Genomic DNA, 15,968 nt, shown 5'->3' on the forward strand with positions numbered 1-15,968 from the left:
CAGATAATAAATTTCTATTTATTGATTATCTTCTCATCAATTTCGAATGTATCGACCGCAGGGTAATCGTCAGGCGATCAGGACCCCGTCCATTCGTCGATCATCGGCTTGAGTTCGGCATCAACGAGTTCGACCACGAAAGATCCGTCGGGCGGGGTCATGTAGGTAAGGACCCCGTACCCCTCCTCCGGCGTGCCGTTTGCCGCGAGAATTTTCCAGCCGGAGGATACCAGTCGCTCCGTCTCTTCGACGAGGTTGTCGACCCAGATACCGATGTGACGGCCGTCAGGCTGGTTGGACGTGTCATAGAAACTGTCCGCCGGCCCCTCGCAGATTTCAAGGTGCACAGGGCCCTGCCTTGAATAGACCGCCTTCATGGCAATCTCCTTCCGCCCCTTGCCTGGAATCCAGTGCACGATCGGATCGAATTCCTTCACTTCGGTCCATTCAAGGCCAAGCGCTTCGCCCAATTCGGACATCGCCTTTTCAAGGTTCTCGACGATGATGCCGGTGTGAAAAGTTCTGCTTAAGTCAATCATATCGATCCGCTCCGCTCCTGCCCCGCACGCCACACACTTCTTCGGCGAGTGACGTGCCTTATCGTATTTTCATCGATTTTCATGATTTATGAGGAAGGCTTCCACTTCGACAATCATGACAATAAGGCACTAAAGATCAGTGTTATTTTTTCGAACAGCGCTCGTTCAGCAATTTTGAATCCAATCATCATAAACGCCGAAATATGCACCTGAGTGCAGCCTTCCGATGTCACGTTCTTGCCGATCTTTATCTGCAGGCCAGCGGCCAGAGTCAATTAGAAGTTGCACGATAATGCATTTAATGTATGCCTCGTGGAAAGGCGCGGCAATATCAGAACGACCGAGCCAGTCAGAATAATTCGAGGAGAGGATCATGGAGCCGATGCAAAGCCTGGTGGGGGCAGAGTTCCCTCTTTTTGCATTCAGCCATTGCCGTGACGTCGTGGCTGCGGTCAGCCGCGCTGGCGGGTTCGGCGTTCTGGGTGGAAGCAGCTTTACCCCCGAAAGCCTGGAGCAGGAGCTTGCCTGGATCGACGACCATGTCGACGGCAAGCCCTATGGCGTCGACATCCTCGTGCCGGAGAACCAGGACCTTAGCGGCGGCCTCGACATCGATGAGCTTGTTGCCAAGGTGCCGACGAAGCATCTCGATTTTACGGTCGATCTTCTTACCAGGCACCAAATTCCGGTCGGGCAGGAAGACGTTCTCACACGCGAATTGCCTGCAACCCTGCCGGAACGCGGCGAACAGCTAATGGATGTGGCATTCCGGCATCCGATCAGGTTGATGGTCAATGCCCTGGGCGTCGCGCCCCCTTCCATGATCGAACGTTCGCGCAAGCATGGCGTGCCAGTGGGTGCACTCGTCGGCGCGAAGGAACACGCAATCCGCCAGGTCAATGCCGGCGTCGACCTTCTGGTTGCACAAGGAGGAGAAGCGGGCGGGCATTGCGGAGAAATATCGACGCTGGTTCTCGTACCCGAAGTCATCAACGCCATTGCTCCGATCCGATCGGTCCCCGTCCTGGCGGCAGGCGGGATCATGAACGGGGCGCAGATGGCAGGATGCATGGCAATGGGCGCCGCGGGTGTCTGGACCGGTTCGGTATGGCTGGCGACCACGGATTCCGAAACGGGCGACGTGTTCCGTGAAAAGATGATCGCAGCATCGTCGCGCGACACCATCCGGTCAAAGTCACGCACCGGAAAACCAAGCCGGCAGCTTCGCTCTGCGTGGCATGATGCATGGGACGGTCCTGAAAGCCCGGGCGCACTGCCCATGCCGATGATGTCGATGATCAGCCTGCCTGCCTTCGCACAAATCGAAAAGGCAGCGGCAGGCGGCAATCAGGATGCCCGCCCTCTTGTCAGTTACTGGGTCGGCCAAGGCGTAGGCCTCGTCAATAACATCCGGTCCGCCGGCGGCGTCGTTCAGGATTTCAAGGAAGAGTTTGCAGCTGCCGTGGGCGGCCTGATCGAGCTGATCGAATCCTGAGCCGATCGCTGGCAGCAGACGCATACGGAAAGGCTTTCAATGAGCATTCTGGCAGATCCGCGCGATGTTTCGATCACTGAAAAGAACTCGCATCCGCTGAGTTCACTTTTCGCCCCGCGGTCGATCGCCCTAGTCGGAGCGACCGAGAAGTCGATCTGGACGCATTTCATCATGCGCAATTTCAAGGACATCGGCTTTGGCGGAGAAGTCTATGCCGTGAACAGGGGCGGCAACTCCGTTCTTGGCTATCCGGGATTTTCAAGCTGCCGGGAAATCGGGGCACCTGTCGACGTCGGTTTCATCACCGTGCCCAAATCCGTGGTAGCGGACGCACTCGACGATCTTGCCGCCGCCGGCATCGCAAATGCAGTCATCCTGACGTCCGGATATGGCGAGATGGGCGAGGAAGGCGCGAGGGATCAGGACGCACTCGTCGCCAAGGCAAGGTCGCTCGGCATCCGCGTCTGGGGACCGAATACTCTTGGCTTCAACAATGTCGCAGGGCGCGCGCCGGTGTCGGCCATCCCGATCGTAAAGCCCGTTTTGCCGCCCAGCATCGCCATCGTTTCGCAAAGCGGGGCCAGTGCATCTGAAATCGCCGAGTACGCGCACAGCCAGAACATCGGCCTGAGCTTCGTTGCGGCCACCGGCAACCAGGGCGACATCACGATGTCGGACGTCATCGATTACCTTGTCGATGACGAACAGACGAAAGCCATCGCGGTATTTGCCGAAAACATCTGCGACCCTGAAAAATTTGTGGCGGCTGCCGAAAAGGCGCGGCGCAAGGCCAAGCCGATCGTCATGCTCAAAATCGGCAGAAGCGAACTTGCCGGCGCGATCGCGGCAGCGCACACCGGATCGTTACTGGGCAACGACGGAGTGTTTGCCGCGGTCTGCGAACGCCTTGGGATCATCAGGGTTTTCTCTACCGAAGAACTTATCGACGTGGCGGGACTGCTGGGCGCGACGGGGCCAATTCCCGACGCCGGGCTGAGTTTCATCTCGATTTCAGGCGGAGCTTGTACGCTTGTCGCCGACTCTGCCGAAGATCATGGTGTCGATCTTCCCGCAAATGACCCGGCCACCGCGCAAAAGCTTGGCGAAGTCCTGCCGGACTTCGCAGCAGGGCTGAACCCGCTGGATATCACCGGTGCCGCGATCAGAGACCCGGATCTTTTCGAACGGGTGATCCCGATAATGGCGAATGCCACGGGCATTGGCCTGGTGGCAATCAACATGCCCGTACCAACAATGGACGGGCAGAGCGTTCCTGCCGCGCTCGCGGCGATCGGGCGTGCCTGCAAGTCGATCGTGAAGCCGGTGATCATGGCGCAAACCTGCGCGAAGGCCCTTAACGACACCTCCCGGCAGTCGATCGCGGAATACGGCTTGCCGCACGTGATGACAGGCCTGGAAGGCACGTTGCGCGCCATCGGGAAGGCAATTTGGTGGTCGAGCCAGATTGAACGCGATCTGCCCTCCTTGTCCTTCGTCGCGAAGGGCGAGACGGGCGAAAAGGTGCCTACCCGGAACTTGCACTCTGAATACGATGTGCTTGCCTACTTGCGTGGGTGCGGTGTTCCCGTGGTGGCATTCGAACTCGTGACTTCGCGCGCCGAAGCTATCGCGGCAGCAGGCAGATGGGGCGGTGAGGTTGTGCTCAAGATTGCCTCGCCCGATATCGGGCACAAGACCGAAGTTGGCGGCGTGCGGCTCAATCTGACTGCCGATAGCATTGGCGCTGTTTTTGACGAGATGCTCGAGACAGTTCGAAGCCTGCGGCCCGATGCCGCAATCAACGGCGCCATTGTCGCGCCGATGCGAAGCGACCCGGCCGTGGAACTTCTGGTCAGCTATTCCAATGATCCGGTTTGGGGCGGGATGCTCACCATCGGACTTGGCGGATCGATGGTCGAATTGATGGGCGATGCGATGACCGTGCCAATGCCCGTCGACCGGTCGGCGGTCCAGGACATGATAGGCAAACTTCGAGGGGCCCCGCTCCTTAAAGGGTTCAGGGGTTCGGCCCCTGTAGACCTTGCGAAATTGGCCGATGCCATCGTCGCAATCGCAAACGCCGCCGAAAGCCTTGGGCCGGAACTCGCCTCGCTCGAGATCAATCCATTACTCGCCTCCGGTCTGCGGATCGAAGCCCTCGATGGATTGGCCACCTGGCACGAGAAAGGGAATGGCGATGCAGACTGAGCCTTTGCAAACCGAGCAAGTCGCTTTCGAAAAGCGGGGTGCCGTCGGCATCTTGACGCTTCAGCGCCCAGAGGTCCGGAATGCTATCAGCGCCCAGATGGCGGAAGCTATCGAAAGCGTAGTCAACCACTGCGAAAACGATCCCGAAATCCGCGCCTGCATCATTACCGGATCTGGCCCCGTGTTTTGCGCCGGTGCGGACCTCAAGGAAGTCGCACAAGGCAGAGGGGCCGATCTCGTACGCCCTGAAAGCGGATTTGCCGGTTTTGTCTACGCCAGGAAGAACAAGCCCTGGATTGCGGCAGTTCAGGGCCCGGCGCATGGCGGTGGAACCGAAATTGCACTTTCATGCGACATGATCGTGGCGAGCAGGACTGCCAATTTCGCACTGCCAGAAGTAAAGCGCGGCATCATCGCAGGTGCCAGCGGGGCCTTCAGGATCGCGCGGTTTCTGCCTCCAGCCCTCGCGATTGAAATGGTCGCGACCGGAAGACCGATCGATGCGGCGAAGGCGCACGCATTCGGAATGATCAACGCCATCGCCGAGCCTGACGACGTTCTCGAAACCGCGATGGCACTGGCCCTGGACATCGCAGCATGTTCGCCGCTCTCCGTTCGCGAAACGCTCGCCATAACGCGGCGCGCGGCGCGCGGGGACGAAAGCTATTTCCGCGGATTGGAAAGCGACGCCATCGCAACCGTCATGGCCGGGCCGGATTGCCGCGAAGGCGCAATGGCCTTTATTGAAAAGCGGGCTCCGCAGTGGAAGTCCTGACATGACCGATGATCGCAGGACCCCGGTCATCATCGGTGTCGGAGAGATATGCGACCGGCCCGACGACCCGTTCGACGGCCTTGAATCGCGGCAACTCATGCATGCAGCAATTGCCGCGGCCGAGCGGGACAGCACGCTCAGCCTGCGCGACAAGATCGACTGGCTAGGCGTGGAGGATCAGATCTCCTTCCCCGACCCGGAAATTGCCGACAGGCTGGCCAGCGAACTTCCGTCACGCCCTCCTCGCGTCGTCAAGACCGAGGATGCGAGCGGAGATGGCCCTGTGCGGCTGATCAATGATGCCGCCAACCTTATTGCCGAGGGCGAAATTTCCGTTGCCGTCGGCGTCGGAGGAGAAGCTCTTCGTACCGCCAACAAGCGTGCCCAGATCGAAAAAAGCAAGGGCAAGGCCCCGACGTCGAAAACCAATCTCATTGCGGAACTGGCGGCAAGATCGGCGCGTCCGCTGGCGCGGGCATACGGCCTTTTGACCCCGATCGACGTCTATCCGCTTTATGAAAACGCCACGCGGGCGGCGTGGGGGCAGACTTTCGTGGAAGCACAAGCCGAGACGGCAGCAATCTGGTCGGGCTTTTCGCAAGTGGCGAGCCAGAACCCGATGGCCTGGCTTCGAACACCCAAGTCAGAAGCGGATATCCTTTGCGACGATCCCGGAAACCCGATGCTCAGCTTCCCCTATCGCAAGTTGATGGTTGCCAACGGCAGCGTGAACATGGGCGCAGCCGTCATTGTCACCAGCCTTGCCTTTGCCCGCGAAAACTCCGTACCGGAAAACCGGATCGTCTACGTCGGCCGCGGCGCTGCCTCGCATGAGCCCGACGATTTCCTTGCCCGGGACAGCTATGAACATTCGGCAAGTCTCTCGGCTAGCATATCGAAGACGCTGGAATTCAACGGGCTCGATGCAAGCGATATCGACTGTGTCGAGCTCTACAGTTGTTTCCCGTGCATCCCCAAGATGGCCCGCCGCGTTCTGAATTGGCCACTGTCAAAACCGCATAGCGTTTACGGGGGCCTGACGTTTGGCGGGGGACCGATCGGGAACTGCATGGCGCATGCCGCGGCCCGAATGGTTTTGAAACTGCGGGGTGGCGACCGGAACGGGATGATCGTCGCAAACGGCGGATACGCAACACACAATCACGCGATCGTTCTCAGCGGTTCACCGGCCCGCAGCGTTCAATGCGCAATGGATTATCGCGTCGACGATACTGCAGCCACGTTGCGCAAAAAGCAGCCAGCCTTGCTGAAAGGGTACGAAGGCGGTCCGGGCACCATCGAAACATTCGTCGCGCCGTTTGCTCGCGACGGTCGGGCAAACCATGCAACCATCGTCGCCCGGAACGAGGCGGGAGACCGGTTCCTGGCAACGATCGACGGTGACGATCGCAAAGCGATCGAGCGGCTGACGGCCAGCGATGCGCAGCCGGTGGGTTGCGCCGGCATGGCCAGCCCGATGCCGGACGGCCGGCTTCGCTGGGACTTCAGGTCCTAGCCTGCCGGAGAAGATAATGACGGGAACCAAAGCCTTCAGGGTCGACGACGACACCGATACCGGTTCGCTTTCCGCGATGGTCGAAGACACCGTTCGGCGGATCCTGTCGAAGCATTGGACAGGCGGTTTTAATGCCGGGGACGTCAAAGCGGTTTTTGCGGCTTTCAAGGAAGCTGGCTTTAACAGCCTTGGCCGAACTGGTGGCAAAGGTGATGTCCCGCTTTGCGTAAGCGTTTGCCGAGAGCTGGGACGAGTGTCCTGCAATGCGCCCTTCCCGGCTATGGTCCTTGAGAACATCGTATTTGCGAAATCGCCGCGCAAAATTTCAGGCGAAATTGCCGTTTTCGCGGCTGCTGACGAAGGCATAGAAGTCGGTGCTGAACGAGCTTCTGGCATTGTCAGGTTCATTGAACACGCGGCTCTGGCTCAAACGCTGACAGTGCTGGTGCCGGGCTATGGTGTCTTGCGGGTCGATCTGATTAATCCCGGGGTCGAGATCACGCGAGAGACGATCCTTGGCGGTTATGACGTCGACGCGATCAGGTTAAGCGATGTTCCGATCGAATGCGTCCCGCTGGACCAACATGAAGTCGACGACCTCTCGCTGATATCTCGCCTGCTATCTTGCGCGACCGCGTTGGGAGCAGCGGAGCGAGGTTTCGAAATGGTCCTCGAATACGCCCGCGAACGTAAGCAATTCGGTCGACCGATTGGGTCATTCCAGGCGGTGCAGCACAAACTGGCCAATTCCCGGATGATCCTCGACGCGTCACGAATGCTCGTGGACAGGGCGGCGTCCAGTTGTCGCCCCGGTGGCTCGCAGTGGCTGGACAACGCCAATGGGGCAATCCTGTTTTGTCAGGTTCACCTGCGCAAGATAGCCCTGGAAACGCACCACTGCTTTGGCGCGATAGGGTTTGCCGAAGAACACGATGCGCCTACTCAGTTCCGCGTGATCCATGCTGAAATGGCACGCTCGGGCGGCTTGAAGAAAACCAGCAGGGAATATGCCGAGTTCCTGCTCAACCCTGTCCGCGCAGACAAGGTCGCGGAAATTGACGAAGACGACACGACAGCTGCGTTAAGGGCCAAGGTCCGCAATTGGCTGGATGAGGCGTGGAGTGAAGCTGACCGGCAGGAGAACGCTGCGCTTCCATTCTCCAATCGGCATTGGAACCTCGACTTTGCCCGCAAAATGGGGTGCGCGGGTTGGACCACAATTAACTGGCCGTCCGACGAAGGAGGTCTCGACCTCTCGCCTGTCGAACAGCTTGCTTTCAGCGAAGAGTTCATTCGGCAAGGTGCTCCTGACGGTTCAACCATTGCGGGAAGCAGGCTCCTTGCCACAGAAATTATCGCTCATGGATCGCCGCGGCTCAAAAGCGAGATGATGCCCCTCCTGCGATCAGGAGAGGCAAGCATCTGCCTTGGATATAGCGAACCTGGCGCCGGGTCCGATCTTGCCAGCCTTCAGACCAAAGCAGCAGGCATTTCTGGCGGATACGTCGTCAACGGACAGAAGATCTGGACCTCGGACGGCCACCGTGCCTCGCACATGATCCTTGCGGCGCGGACCAACCCGGACCCGGATGTGAAGCACGGGGCCATCACGCTCTTCGTGGTTCCGATGAATACACCGGGCATTACGGTGCGTCCGATGCCGGCGCTTCATGGCCACATATTCTGCAATGTCTTCCTCGACGACGTACGGATCCCGGAATGGACCCGATTGGGCAAGGAAGGCGAAGGCTGGAGTATCCTCAACAATGCCCTCGCCTCCGAACGGGTCGTGATGGGCGCTTTCGCGTCTCAGCTCGATGATTTGCTCAATCGCATGATTGCCGAAGTACGGGGCGGGAGACTGAAAGACGCAGCCGACATCCGCACCGGCATCGCTCTGCTCGCAGCGGATGTGCGGGCCGCCCGGTTGTTGTCCCTGCGATCGATCGAACTGTCAGGCGGTGATCACACCCCGCTCGTCGAATCCGCGATGGCCAAGATCTTTGCCAGTGAACTTTCCCAGAGGCTTACCGAAACCGCGATCGACATTTTCGGGCCAGCCGCGATGCTGGACAGCCCCTCTGACGGAGCCGTCGCCGACGGCCTGATCGGCCAGTTGCTGCGAAGGTCCATCATGATGGTCGTCGGCGGTGGCAGCAACGAAATCCAGCGCAATGTCATCGCCTTGCGCGGCCTCCACCTCCCTTCGAAATAGCCCAACAGGAAGGCGACATCTCTTGAAAGATATCATCCGTTTAACAGTCGCCTTCGTCGTAATTGTCTTGGGCGCGGCCATGTCGTGGACCGGCTTCCAGATTGCGGTACTGGGCGGCTCGCCATACTTCGTCCTGGCAGGTGTATGCCTTCTTGCTGCGGGCGTTCTGTTCGCACTCCGCCGATGGGAAGGTGTTTGGCTTTATGCCTTGGTTGTCCTGGCAACCGCGGCTTGGTGGCTGCTGGAGAGTGATGGAAGCTTCTGGGCGTTCGTTCCGCGCCTTGCGCTCCTCTGCGGGCTGGGCCTGATTCTGCTGACGCCCTGGTTCCGTGCCGGGATGGGTCGGTCTGCCCGGCTGCGACATGCGCCGATCATCTGGAGTGTCATCTTCATTGCGGCAGCAGGCTGGGTTGTCAGTGTTTTCTGGCTGGACCAGCCGCACGATACAGTTTTGGCCATGCGGGATAGGCCTGCGGCTGAGGCAAGCCGCGACGCGGGCGAATGGCAAAACTACGGAAACGATCTTGGCGGATCGCGTCATTCGGCCCTCGCCCAGATCACCCCCGCCAATGTCGACAAACTCGAAGTGGCGTGGACATACCATTCCGGTCCCACGCCCGATGGCAAACCGTTCACGTTTCAGGCAAATCCGCTGAAGATCGGAGATCTCGTCTATATCTGCACCGGATATAACGATGTCATCGCCCTCGACGCAGAAACAGGTGAGCAAAAGTGGCGCCATGCGGCGCGCTCCGATCTTGATGGTGTCATGGCCCGCCATTGCCGCGGGGTCAGCTATTATCAGGCTCCAGAAGTGTCCGGCACCTGCTCCGGCATGATCTATACCGCAACGGTTGATGCGCGCCTGATCGCTCTCGACAGTTTGACCGGCAGCAAATGCGCCGGGTTTGGAAACGATGGCGAAGCCAATCTGCTCGATGGCATGGGTGACGTCGTCAAAGGCTACTATCAGGTCACGTCGCCACCGATCGTGGTGCGGGGAAAGCTGATCATCGGCGGCTGGGTGACCGACGGCCAGCACGTCGGAGAGCCGGGCGGCGTCATTCGTGCCTACGATGCCGTTACCGGTAAATTTGCCTGGGCTTTCGACCCCGGGAATCCCGACGAACAGGGTATGCCGCCAGCAGGCGGGCAATTCACCCGCGGAACACCCAACAGCTGGGCCCCGATGAGCGGGGACGAACAACTCGGCTTCGTGTTTGCACCCATGGGCAATGCGACCCCGGACTACGTGGGAATGCACCGGACCGAATTGGACGAACGTTTTTCAAGCTCGGTACTCGCGCTAAACGCGGAAACCGGAAAGCTCGAGTGGGTATTCCAGACAACCCATCACGACTTGTGGGACTACGATAACGGCTCGCAGCCGGTCGTTTTCAACCTCGAAGACGGCACCCCCGCCCTGATACAGCCGACCAAGCGCGGTCAGATTTTCATTCTCGACCGCCGTACAGGCAAACCTCTGTTCCCTGTAGAGGAGCGCTCGGTTCCGACCGACGGCGTATCCGGCGAGAGAATGGCACCGACACAGCCATTTTCTTCCGCTTTCCCGGACTTTTCCGGCCCCCGCCCGACAGAAGCACGAATGTGGGGACTGACCCCGATCGACATGGCCCTTTGCAGGATCAAGTTCCTCAAGGCGCGTTTCGACGGGACGATGACGCCACTGACGACAGATCGGCCAACGATCGTCTGGCCCGGATATATCGGCGGCATGGACTGGGGCAGCGTATCGATTGACCCCGATCGCAAGATCATGATCGTGAACAACACGCAAATGAGCAACTACAACCAGTTGCTGACCCGCGAGGACGCCGACACGATGGGGCTAAAGCCAATTTCGGAAACGCATCAGCCCTATGTCGGCGGGCCCGTACCGCAAACCGGAACGCCGTATGGCGCGAATATCTCACCGTTTCTGTCGCCTCTGGGCATGCCTTGTCAGCAACCGCCCCTCGGACGCATCAGCGGCGTGGATCTAAAGACTGGCAAGCTGTTGTGGAGCCATCCACTGGGCACCGCTCGCGACAGCGGGCCGTTTGACATCCCGATCAGACTACCCATCCAGATGGGCACGCCAAATCTTGGCGGCTCGATCACGACTGCAGGAGGCTTAACTTTCATTGGCGCAGCAAAAGAGCGCACCTTCCGTGCTTATGAGACGGCGACCGGTCGCAAATTATGGCAGTCGAGGTTGCCTGCAAGCGCGCAATCTACTCCTGCTACTTACTGGTCGAGCAAAAGCGACAGGCAGTTCGTGATCGTCCCGGCAGGTGGATATCCGGGTTTTTCTCCGCCCTCGGGTGATGCACTCGTCGCCTATGCCTTGCCGCGCAATGGCCACCATTCTGCCTCGGGCGCTACCGACCGCTAGGCGGGAATGCCCCCATACTACTCGTTTGGGAAAGAGGCCCATTTTGAACGACGTTGAAAAACTGATCGCCAAGGACGCCATTCGCGATCTTGCCGCGCGCTATATGCGGGGACAGGACGGCTGGACTCCAATCTGCAATTGAAGACGTTCTGGCCCGACGCCACGACCGATTACGGCTTCTTCGTCGGCACTGCGCCGGAGTTTGTCCAGTTCGCACATCGCTACAGGGTACGAACGCATCCCGTCGGTGACGATTTTCTGCCCCGCCATGTCGTTCCAGAGCCCTCTTGAGGATGGCCAGGGCCGCGGATTTGTCCCGTTTCCTCGTGACGGAGGACTCCGGGACTTTTCCTTCGTGATCAACGGCACGCCAAGGATAATGCTACTCAACGTTGATTTTCACGAAAACCATATCGGGTGCCATCACCATTGCCGAGAACCCTCCATCCGGTTGACGCGATGCCGGCGAATATCCGCAGCGAAGATTGGTCCGAACCGGTTCCACCACAGCCGCACCGTCTCGTGGCATATGTCGTTTGCAAGTTCGAACAGAAGATATTCGACGTTCCGCAACGACAGCGAGAACCGTACATAGAGATCAGTACGGCGAGGCGGGATCTCGAGTGACGAGTTGAATTAACGGAACGGGCTGGCTGGTTTTCAAGAAGGCGGCATGGCCCCTGCCCTACCCGCACCCACTCACTCACCCACTCACTTTTCAATCAGGAGCATTTTGCTCTGACAAGCCCTTAAGCCGGACACTCAGCATCCCGATTAAATCCTTAAGTGCTTCATTTTCCTTCTTCAGCGAACCAAGTGTGTCGCCCATGCACAAACTATCGACAGGGATCGCGGACACCAGCGCTTCTTGCTCCGACCGAATGTCCTTCTTATCGCTTGCAGCGAGGCTTGCGCTCACCATGACGAGCGTATCAGCGACCAGATCCGAAAGCGTGTCGGCGCAGTCTCCAGACCGGACAGCGCTGGCATATTGCGCGATTGCAGTTTGAAACATGCAAAACCCGAGAACCAGACGGCGGTTCGCCCATTCAGGTGTCCCGCCAATCGCCAGGATCAGCAGCCGACGAATTTCGCCAACTGCGGGGAATTCCTCGGTAATTTTCTCGACCACCCCTGCGTAGCTATTCTCGCGATAAGGCGAATAGAATTGCAGGAGGAACCGCGCATATGGGAACTCACCGCTCTCAGTCATGAGGTCCATTTGCGGCACACAGAACATACGGACTAGCGTCGGGATATCACCCAGCAGACCGATCTCTCGCGCTACGTCGAGCATCGTTTGTCGGCGCCGTTCCATTTGGCCTACGCGATATCGTAGCAGAGCCAGGACTAACCCCGCCCTGCTTTTGAAGTGATATCGCACCGCATTGTTGTTTCCATTGCCAGCATTGGTGGCAATTCGACGAAAAGACGCCTGCTCAATGCCAACTCGCGCGAATTCCCGTTCTGCAGCGAGGATCAGCGCGAGTTGCTTCTCGTTGAATTCGCTTGGCACCTCGGTGAAAATTTTCGAATTTTTCAATGTCACCAATCTTCCTGCCGGCGGAATGAAACAGGCTGCTTTATTTGTAACCTATCCGACTCCACGTGGAAATGCGAGCAGCAGTTGAGATCAGGATTCGCAAGAGAAATATAAAATAATTTCCCCTTTTTCCCGACAGCACAAATCCCATAATATATTTATCTATATGATATATATATCTTTTTTGCCGTAAACCTGCGATAGAAGAGCGCCTAATAATGCATATCAATGCAACCTCTTGACATGAAACTCATATGCGTTCACTTCTCATAATTATAAACGCATGTGACTTACGCTGACTCAACCAGTGATCAATCACGTGCAGGGCTGGAGGGGTTAGAAATGGCGGTTGACACCATGCGCAACTTTGCGCTCGCGGCTCCAGGTTGCGAAGGCGCTTCGCCAGCTTGCGATAGGGCCTGTGGCGCAATCCATTGTCGCGTTCCAACTGGTTGTCCCGGCGTTTCCTGAATGCGCAAAGCCGGCACTCCTTTCTCGATTTCGCCGATCATCATCGCACCGATGGACAGGCTTGAGGCGCAGGCGTGTCAGGCGGCCGGCGCGGTTCTGGACGGCATATTTCTGAAGCACCGCAGCCTAGCCGCCAGTCTGATCGGTCTTGATCAGGATTCAGCACGAACATGCGGGTTCATGGCAGCGGCACATCGCCAATAATGGTCTGATAAATAATATAAATACTAAAAAAGGAGCAGGGGATGAGTGGATTTTTAGCAGCGCGGGTCAGTGGCCTCGCGATCGCTTCGGTACTGGTTCTCAATAACTCGCCTTCCGCAGCGACAGAAGTTGAAGCGCCGTTAGCAGGACCAGCTTCTTCGCCCTCCTCGCTCCAGCCGTTATCTTCGGGCAACGCCAGTTTTCAGAACAGTGGTGATACCGGCGATAGCGGCATGAACGATACCGCCTCCCAAGCGGAGGAACCGGCATCGACAGGCGAAATCGTCGTGACCGCGCGCAAACGTACCGAAGCCTACATCGATGTGCCTGTTGTGATGACCGTGATCAGTGGCGAAAATCTCAAGAACAGCGGCGTCAACGATCTTGATGGTATCTCGACACTGGTTCCGCAGTTGACCATCGCGAACCAGAACGGAGGCATCCAGGGCGGCACAGTCGTTTTGCGCGGTATCTCCGGACCGGCGGGCAATCCGCAGGGCGACCAGGCCGTTTCATTCAACATTGATGGTGTGCAGATCGCGAAGGCGTCCGTCCGCCGTATGGGAACGTTCGACCTTGCCGGGGTTGAGGTTCTGAAGGGCCCCCAAGCGCTGTTCTTCGGCAAGAACAGTCCGGGCGGCATCATCACGATCCGCACCGCCGACCCGACGCCGGAACTGAGCGCATCGGCGACTGTCGGCTATGAGTTCAATGCAGACCAGATCCGCGGCGAAGGTTTCGTTTCTACGCCGCTCGGTGATGATCTGGGTGTACGACTTGCCGGTTTCGCGACGCGGCAGAGAGGCGATATGCGCGAGGTAACCCCTGACGGCGCCTATCTCGAACCCGATTACGACAGGAGCCCGAAGTCGAAGGAATTCGGAGTGCGCGGGACGGCCGTGTTCGATCCTTCGGATTCTTTCATGATCCGAGCCAAGCTTTCCTATGGTGAGTATCGCGACAACGGACTTTCCGGTTCTACGCAAGCCGTGGTTTGCCCAGCCGGCTTTCTCCGCTTTTTTGGCGGAGGCGGAGACACCTGCGAGGCCGACGGAGCGATTATCGCAACGTCGTTGGGCCCGGATATCGGCGACTATGCACCGATCTTTAGGGACGGCGAGACGTATTCCAGGCAGAAGCAGCTTCTCGCCGGGCTGGAAATCAACAAGGACGTCGCCGACGATCTCACCTTCACCTCGATTTCGGGATACTATCGCAACCGATTTACCAACACGGGCAATTTCGTCCCGACATTCACGGCAGCGCTGCCAGCGGCAGCACAGCTCGAATATGATGAATTCTCTCAGGAATTGAGGCTCGACTCCGACTTTGACGGCTCGATAAACTTCACGGCCGGGGTCTTTTTCGCCGACACCGAACAGTCCAGCTCGACACACGTTCTGGTCATGGCGGTCGAGCCTGAAGCAGCTGGTGTGGGCCTGTTCAACACGCTCATTTCGAACGGTCTTTCGCGGGTCCCGATCCAGCTCACCAACAACGTCGTAGACAGTTCCGGCAATACGTACTCGGCCTTCATGCAGGCACGCTTCAATCCGGTTGAAGACATCGAGATTTCTGCGGGCGGTCGCTATTCGCGTGAAACCAAATCGATCGACCGGGTGCTCAGCAGCGGCAACAGGATCGGCGCGGCTTTAGGCGGCGGTGCTCCCGTCGTGCTGATCGATCCCAGCGATCCGACGCAAGTGGTCGAACCCGGTGTCGTCAAGAAAACATGGACCGATTTCTCCCCTGAGATAACGGTATCCTGGAAGCCGAACGATTCCTCGAACATTTTCGCCTCTTACAAGGAGGGCTTCCTCTCAGGCGGATACAACACCTCGGCCGTCACCTGGGTCGACGGCGTGGACACGAGCTATGATCCCGAAGAGATCAAGGGGTTTGAGGTCGGCTACAAGGCAGCACTTTTCGATCGGGCACTCAACATTAGCCTGGCTGCCTATCACTACAAGATCGCCGGGTTGCAGGTGACGAATTTCGTCAATGGACAAAGCAGGCTTGAGAACGCGGCTGGCGTCAAGGTCAAGGGCTTCGAATTCGACTTCAACTATCGAACGGCCCTGCCCGGCCTCGTGCTCAGGGGCGCGCTGGCCTACAATGACGGCAAGTATACCAGCTTCCCCACAGCGCCGTGTTATGCCGGACAGACCGAAATACAAGGCTGTGACGTAGCGGCCTCAAACCAGGATCTTTCGGGCAAGGAACTATTGAACGCACCCGACTGGACCCTGTCGGGCGGCATCGATTATCAAGTCCCCGTCGGCGATAACCTCGACATGGGGTTTTCCTTGGATGCGCAACATACCAGCAGCTATCTTGGCAACATCAACTCAAATCCTGACGGACGCCAGCCAGCCTACACGCTGCTGAATTCCGCCCTAAGGTTGTCCGATGCCGACGAGCGATGGGAGCTTGCGGTCATCGGCAAGAATCTCACCGACAAGAGATACTGGTCGAACTCCTACGACGGGCAATTTTCCGGCGGCGCGCCCGGTTCAGGAATCCCTGCAGATATTACCGCTTCAGTGAGCCGCGGCAGGGAAATCTGGCTGCGGGCAACCGTGAATTTCAACTGAGGTCGAACCCCAG

General features: G+C 58.3%; 10 protein-coding genes and 1 pseudogene. 8 read left to right on the forward strand and 3 right to left on the reverse strand.

What is annotated here, in order from left to right; translation table 11 throughout:
* Window positions 1–77: 77 nt before the first annotated feature.
* Window positions 78–539 (reverse strand): VOC family protein, encoded by a 462-nt coding sequence (locus FAX90_RS13400; RefSeq protein WP_144097935.1) that lies wholly within the window; start codon window positions 537–539, stop codon window positions 78–80.
* A gap of 373 nt (window positions 540–912) precedes the next feature.
* Here FAX90_RS13400 and FAX90_RS13405 point away from each other — a divergent pair, with 373 nt between their 5' ends.
* The 6 genes from FAX90_RS13405 to FAX90_RS13430 are packed head-to-tail and all read left to right on the forward strand — an operon-like array spanning window position 913 to window position 11,143.
* On the forward strand, window positions 913–2,034 hold the full coding sequence (locus tag FAX90_RS13405) for an NAD(P)H-dependent flavin oxidoreductase (protein ID WP_240704915.1): 1,122 nt from the start codon (window positions 913–915) through the stop codon (window positions 2,032–2,034).
* A 39-nt stretch (window positions 2,035–2,073) separates the two neighbouring features.
* Window positions 2,074–4,242 (forward strand): acetate--CoA ligase family protein, encoded by a 2,169-nt coding sequence (locus FAX90_RS13410; RefSeq protein ID WP_144097937.1) that lies wholly within the window; start codon window positions 2,074–2,076, stop codon window positions 4,240–4,242.
* Window positions 4,232–5,017 carry an enoyl-CoA hydratase/isomerase family protein gene (locus tag FAX90_RS13415; RefSeq protein WP_144097938.1) on the forward strand — a complete coding sequence of 262 codons (786 nt, stop codon included), beginning with the start codon at window positions 4,232–4,234 and terminating at the stop codon, window positions 5,015–5,017. Before FAX90_RS13410 ends, FAX90_RS13415 begins: the two co-directional genes overlap by 11 nt.
* Window position 5,018: 1 nt before the next feature.
* A complete protein-coding gene (locus FAX90_RS13420) occupies window positions 5,019–6,533 on the forward strand; it encodes an acetyl-CoA acetyltransferase (protein WP_144097939.1) in 1,515 nt (504 codons plus the stop codon).
* Window positions 6,534–6,549: 16 nt separating this feature from the next.
* Entirely contained in the window at window positions 6,550–8,748 is a 2,199-nt protein-coding gene (locus FAX90_RS13425) for an acyl-CoA dehydrogenase family protein (protein ID WP_170234987.1), read from the forward strand.
* A gap of 22 nt (window positions 8,749–8,770) precedes the next feature.
* Entirely contained in the window at window positions 8,771–11,143 is a 2,373-nt protein-coding gene (locus FAX90_RS13430; RefSeq protein WP_240704916.1) for a membrane-bound PQQ-dependent dehydrogenase, glucose/quinate/shikimate family, read from the forward strand.
* Window positions 11,144–11,335: 192 nt separating this feature from the next.
* On the opposite strand, the pseudogene FAX90_RS16930 reads toward FAX90_RS13430, so the two are convergent.
* Together FAX90_RS16930 and FAX90_RS13440 are read right to left on the reverse strand one after the other, a co-directional pair.
* Window positions 11,336–11,761, reverse strand: a pseudogene (locus FAX90_RS16930) (DDE-type integrase/transposase/recombinase); the annotation flags it as partial.
* A gap of 100 nt (window positions 11,762–11,861) precedes the next feature.
* Window positions 11,862–12,692, reverse strand: coding sequence for a TetR/AcrR family transcriptional regulator (locus tag FAX90_RS13440; protein ID WP_170234988.1), 831 nt, complete (start codon window positions 12,690–12,692; stop codon window positions 11,862–11,864).
* A gap of 465 nt (window positions 12,693–13,157) precedes the next feature.
* Between FAX90_RS13440 and FAX90_RS13445 the strand changes: the two genes are divergently transcribed.
* Window positions 13,158–13,361, forward strand: a complete 204-nt coding sequence (locus FAX90_RS13445) for a hypothetical protein (RefSeq protein WP_144097942.1) — start codon at window positions 13,158–13,160, stop codon at window positions 13,359–13,361.
* A gap of 41 nt (window positions 13,362–13,402) precedes the next feature.
* Window positions 13,403–15,955: a TonB-dependent receptor gene (locus FAX90_RS13450; RefSeq protein WP_144097943.1), complete on the forward strand. Its 2,553-nt coding sequence runs from the start codon at window positions 13,403–13,405 to the stop codon at window positions 15,953–15,955.
* Window positions 15,956–15,968 lie beyond the last annotated feature (13 nt).

The sequence above is a fragment of the Croceicoccus sediminis genome (assembly GCF_007570835.1).
In the GTDB taxonomy this organism is placed as follows: Bacteria; Pseudomonadota; Alphaproteobacteria; order Sphingomonadales; family Sphingomonadaceae; genus Croceicoccus; species Croceicoccus sediminis.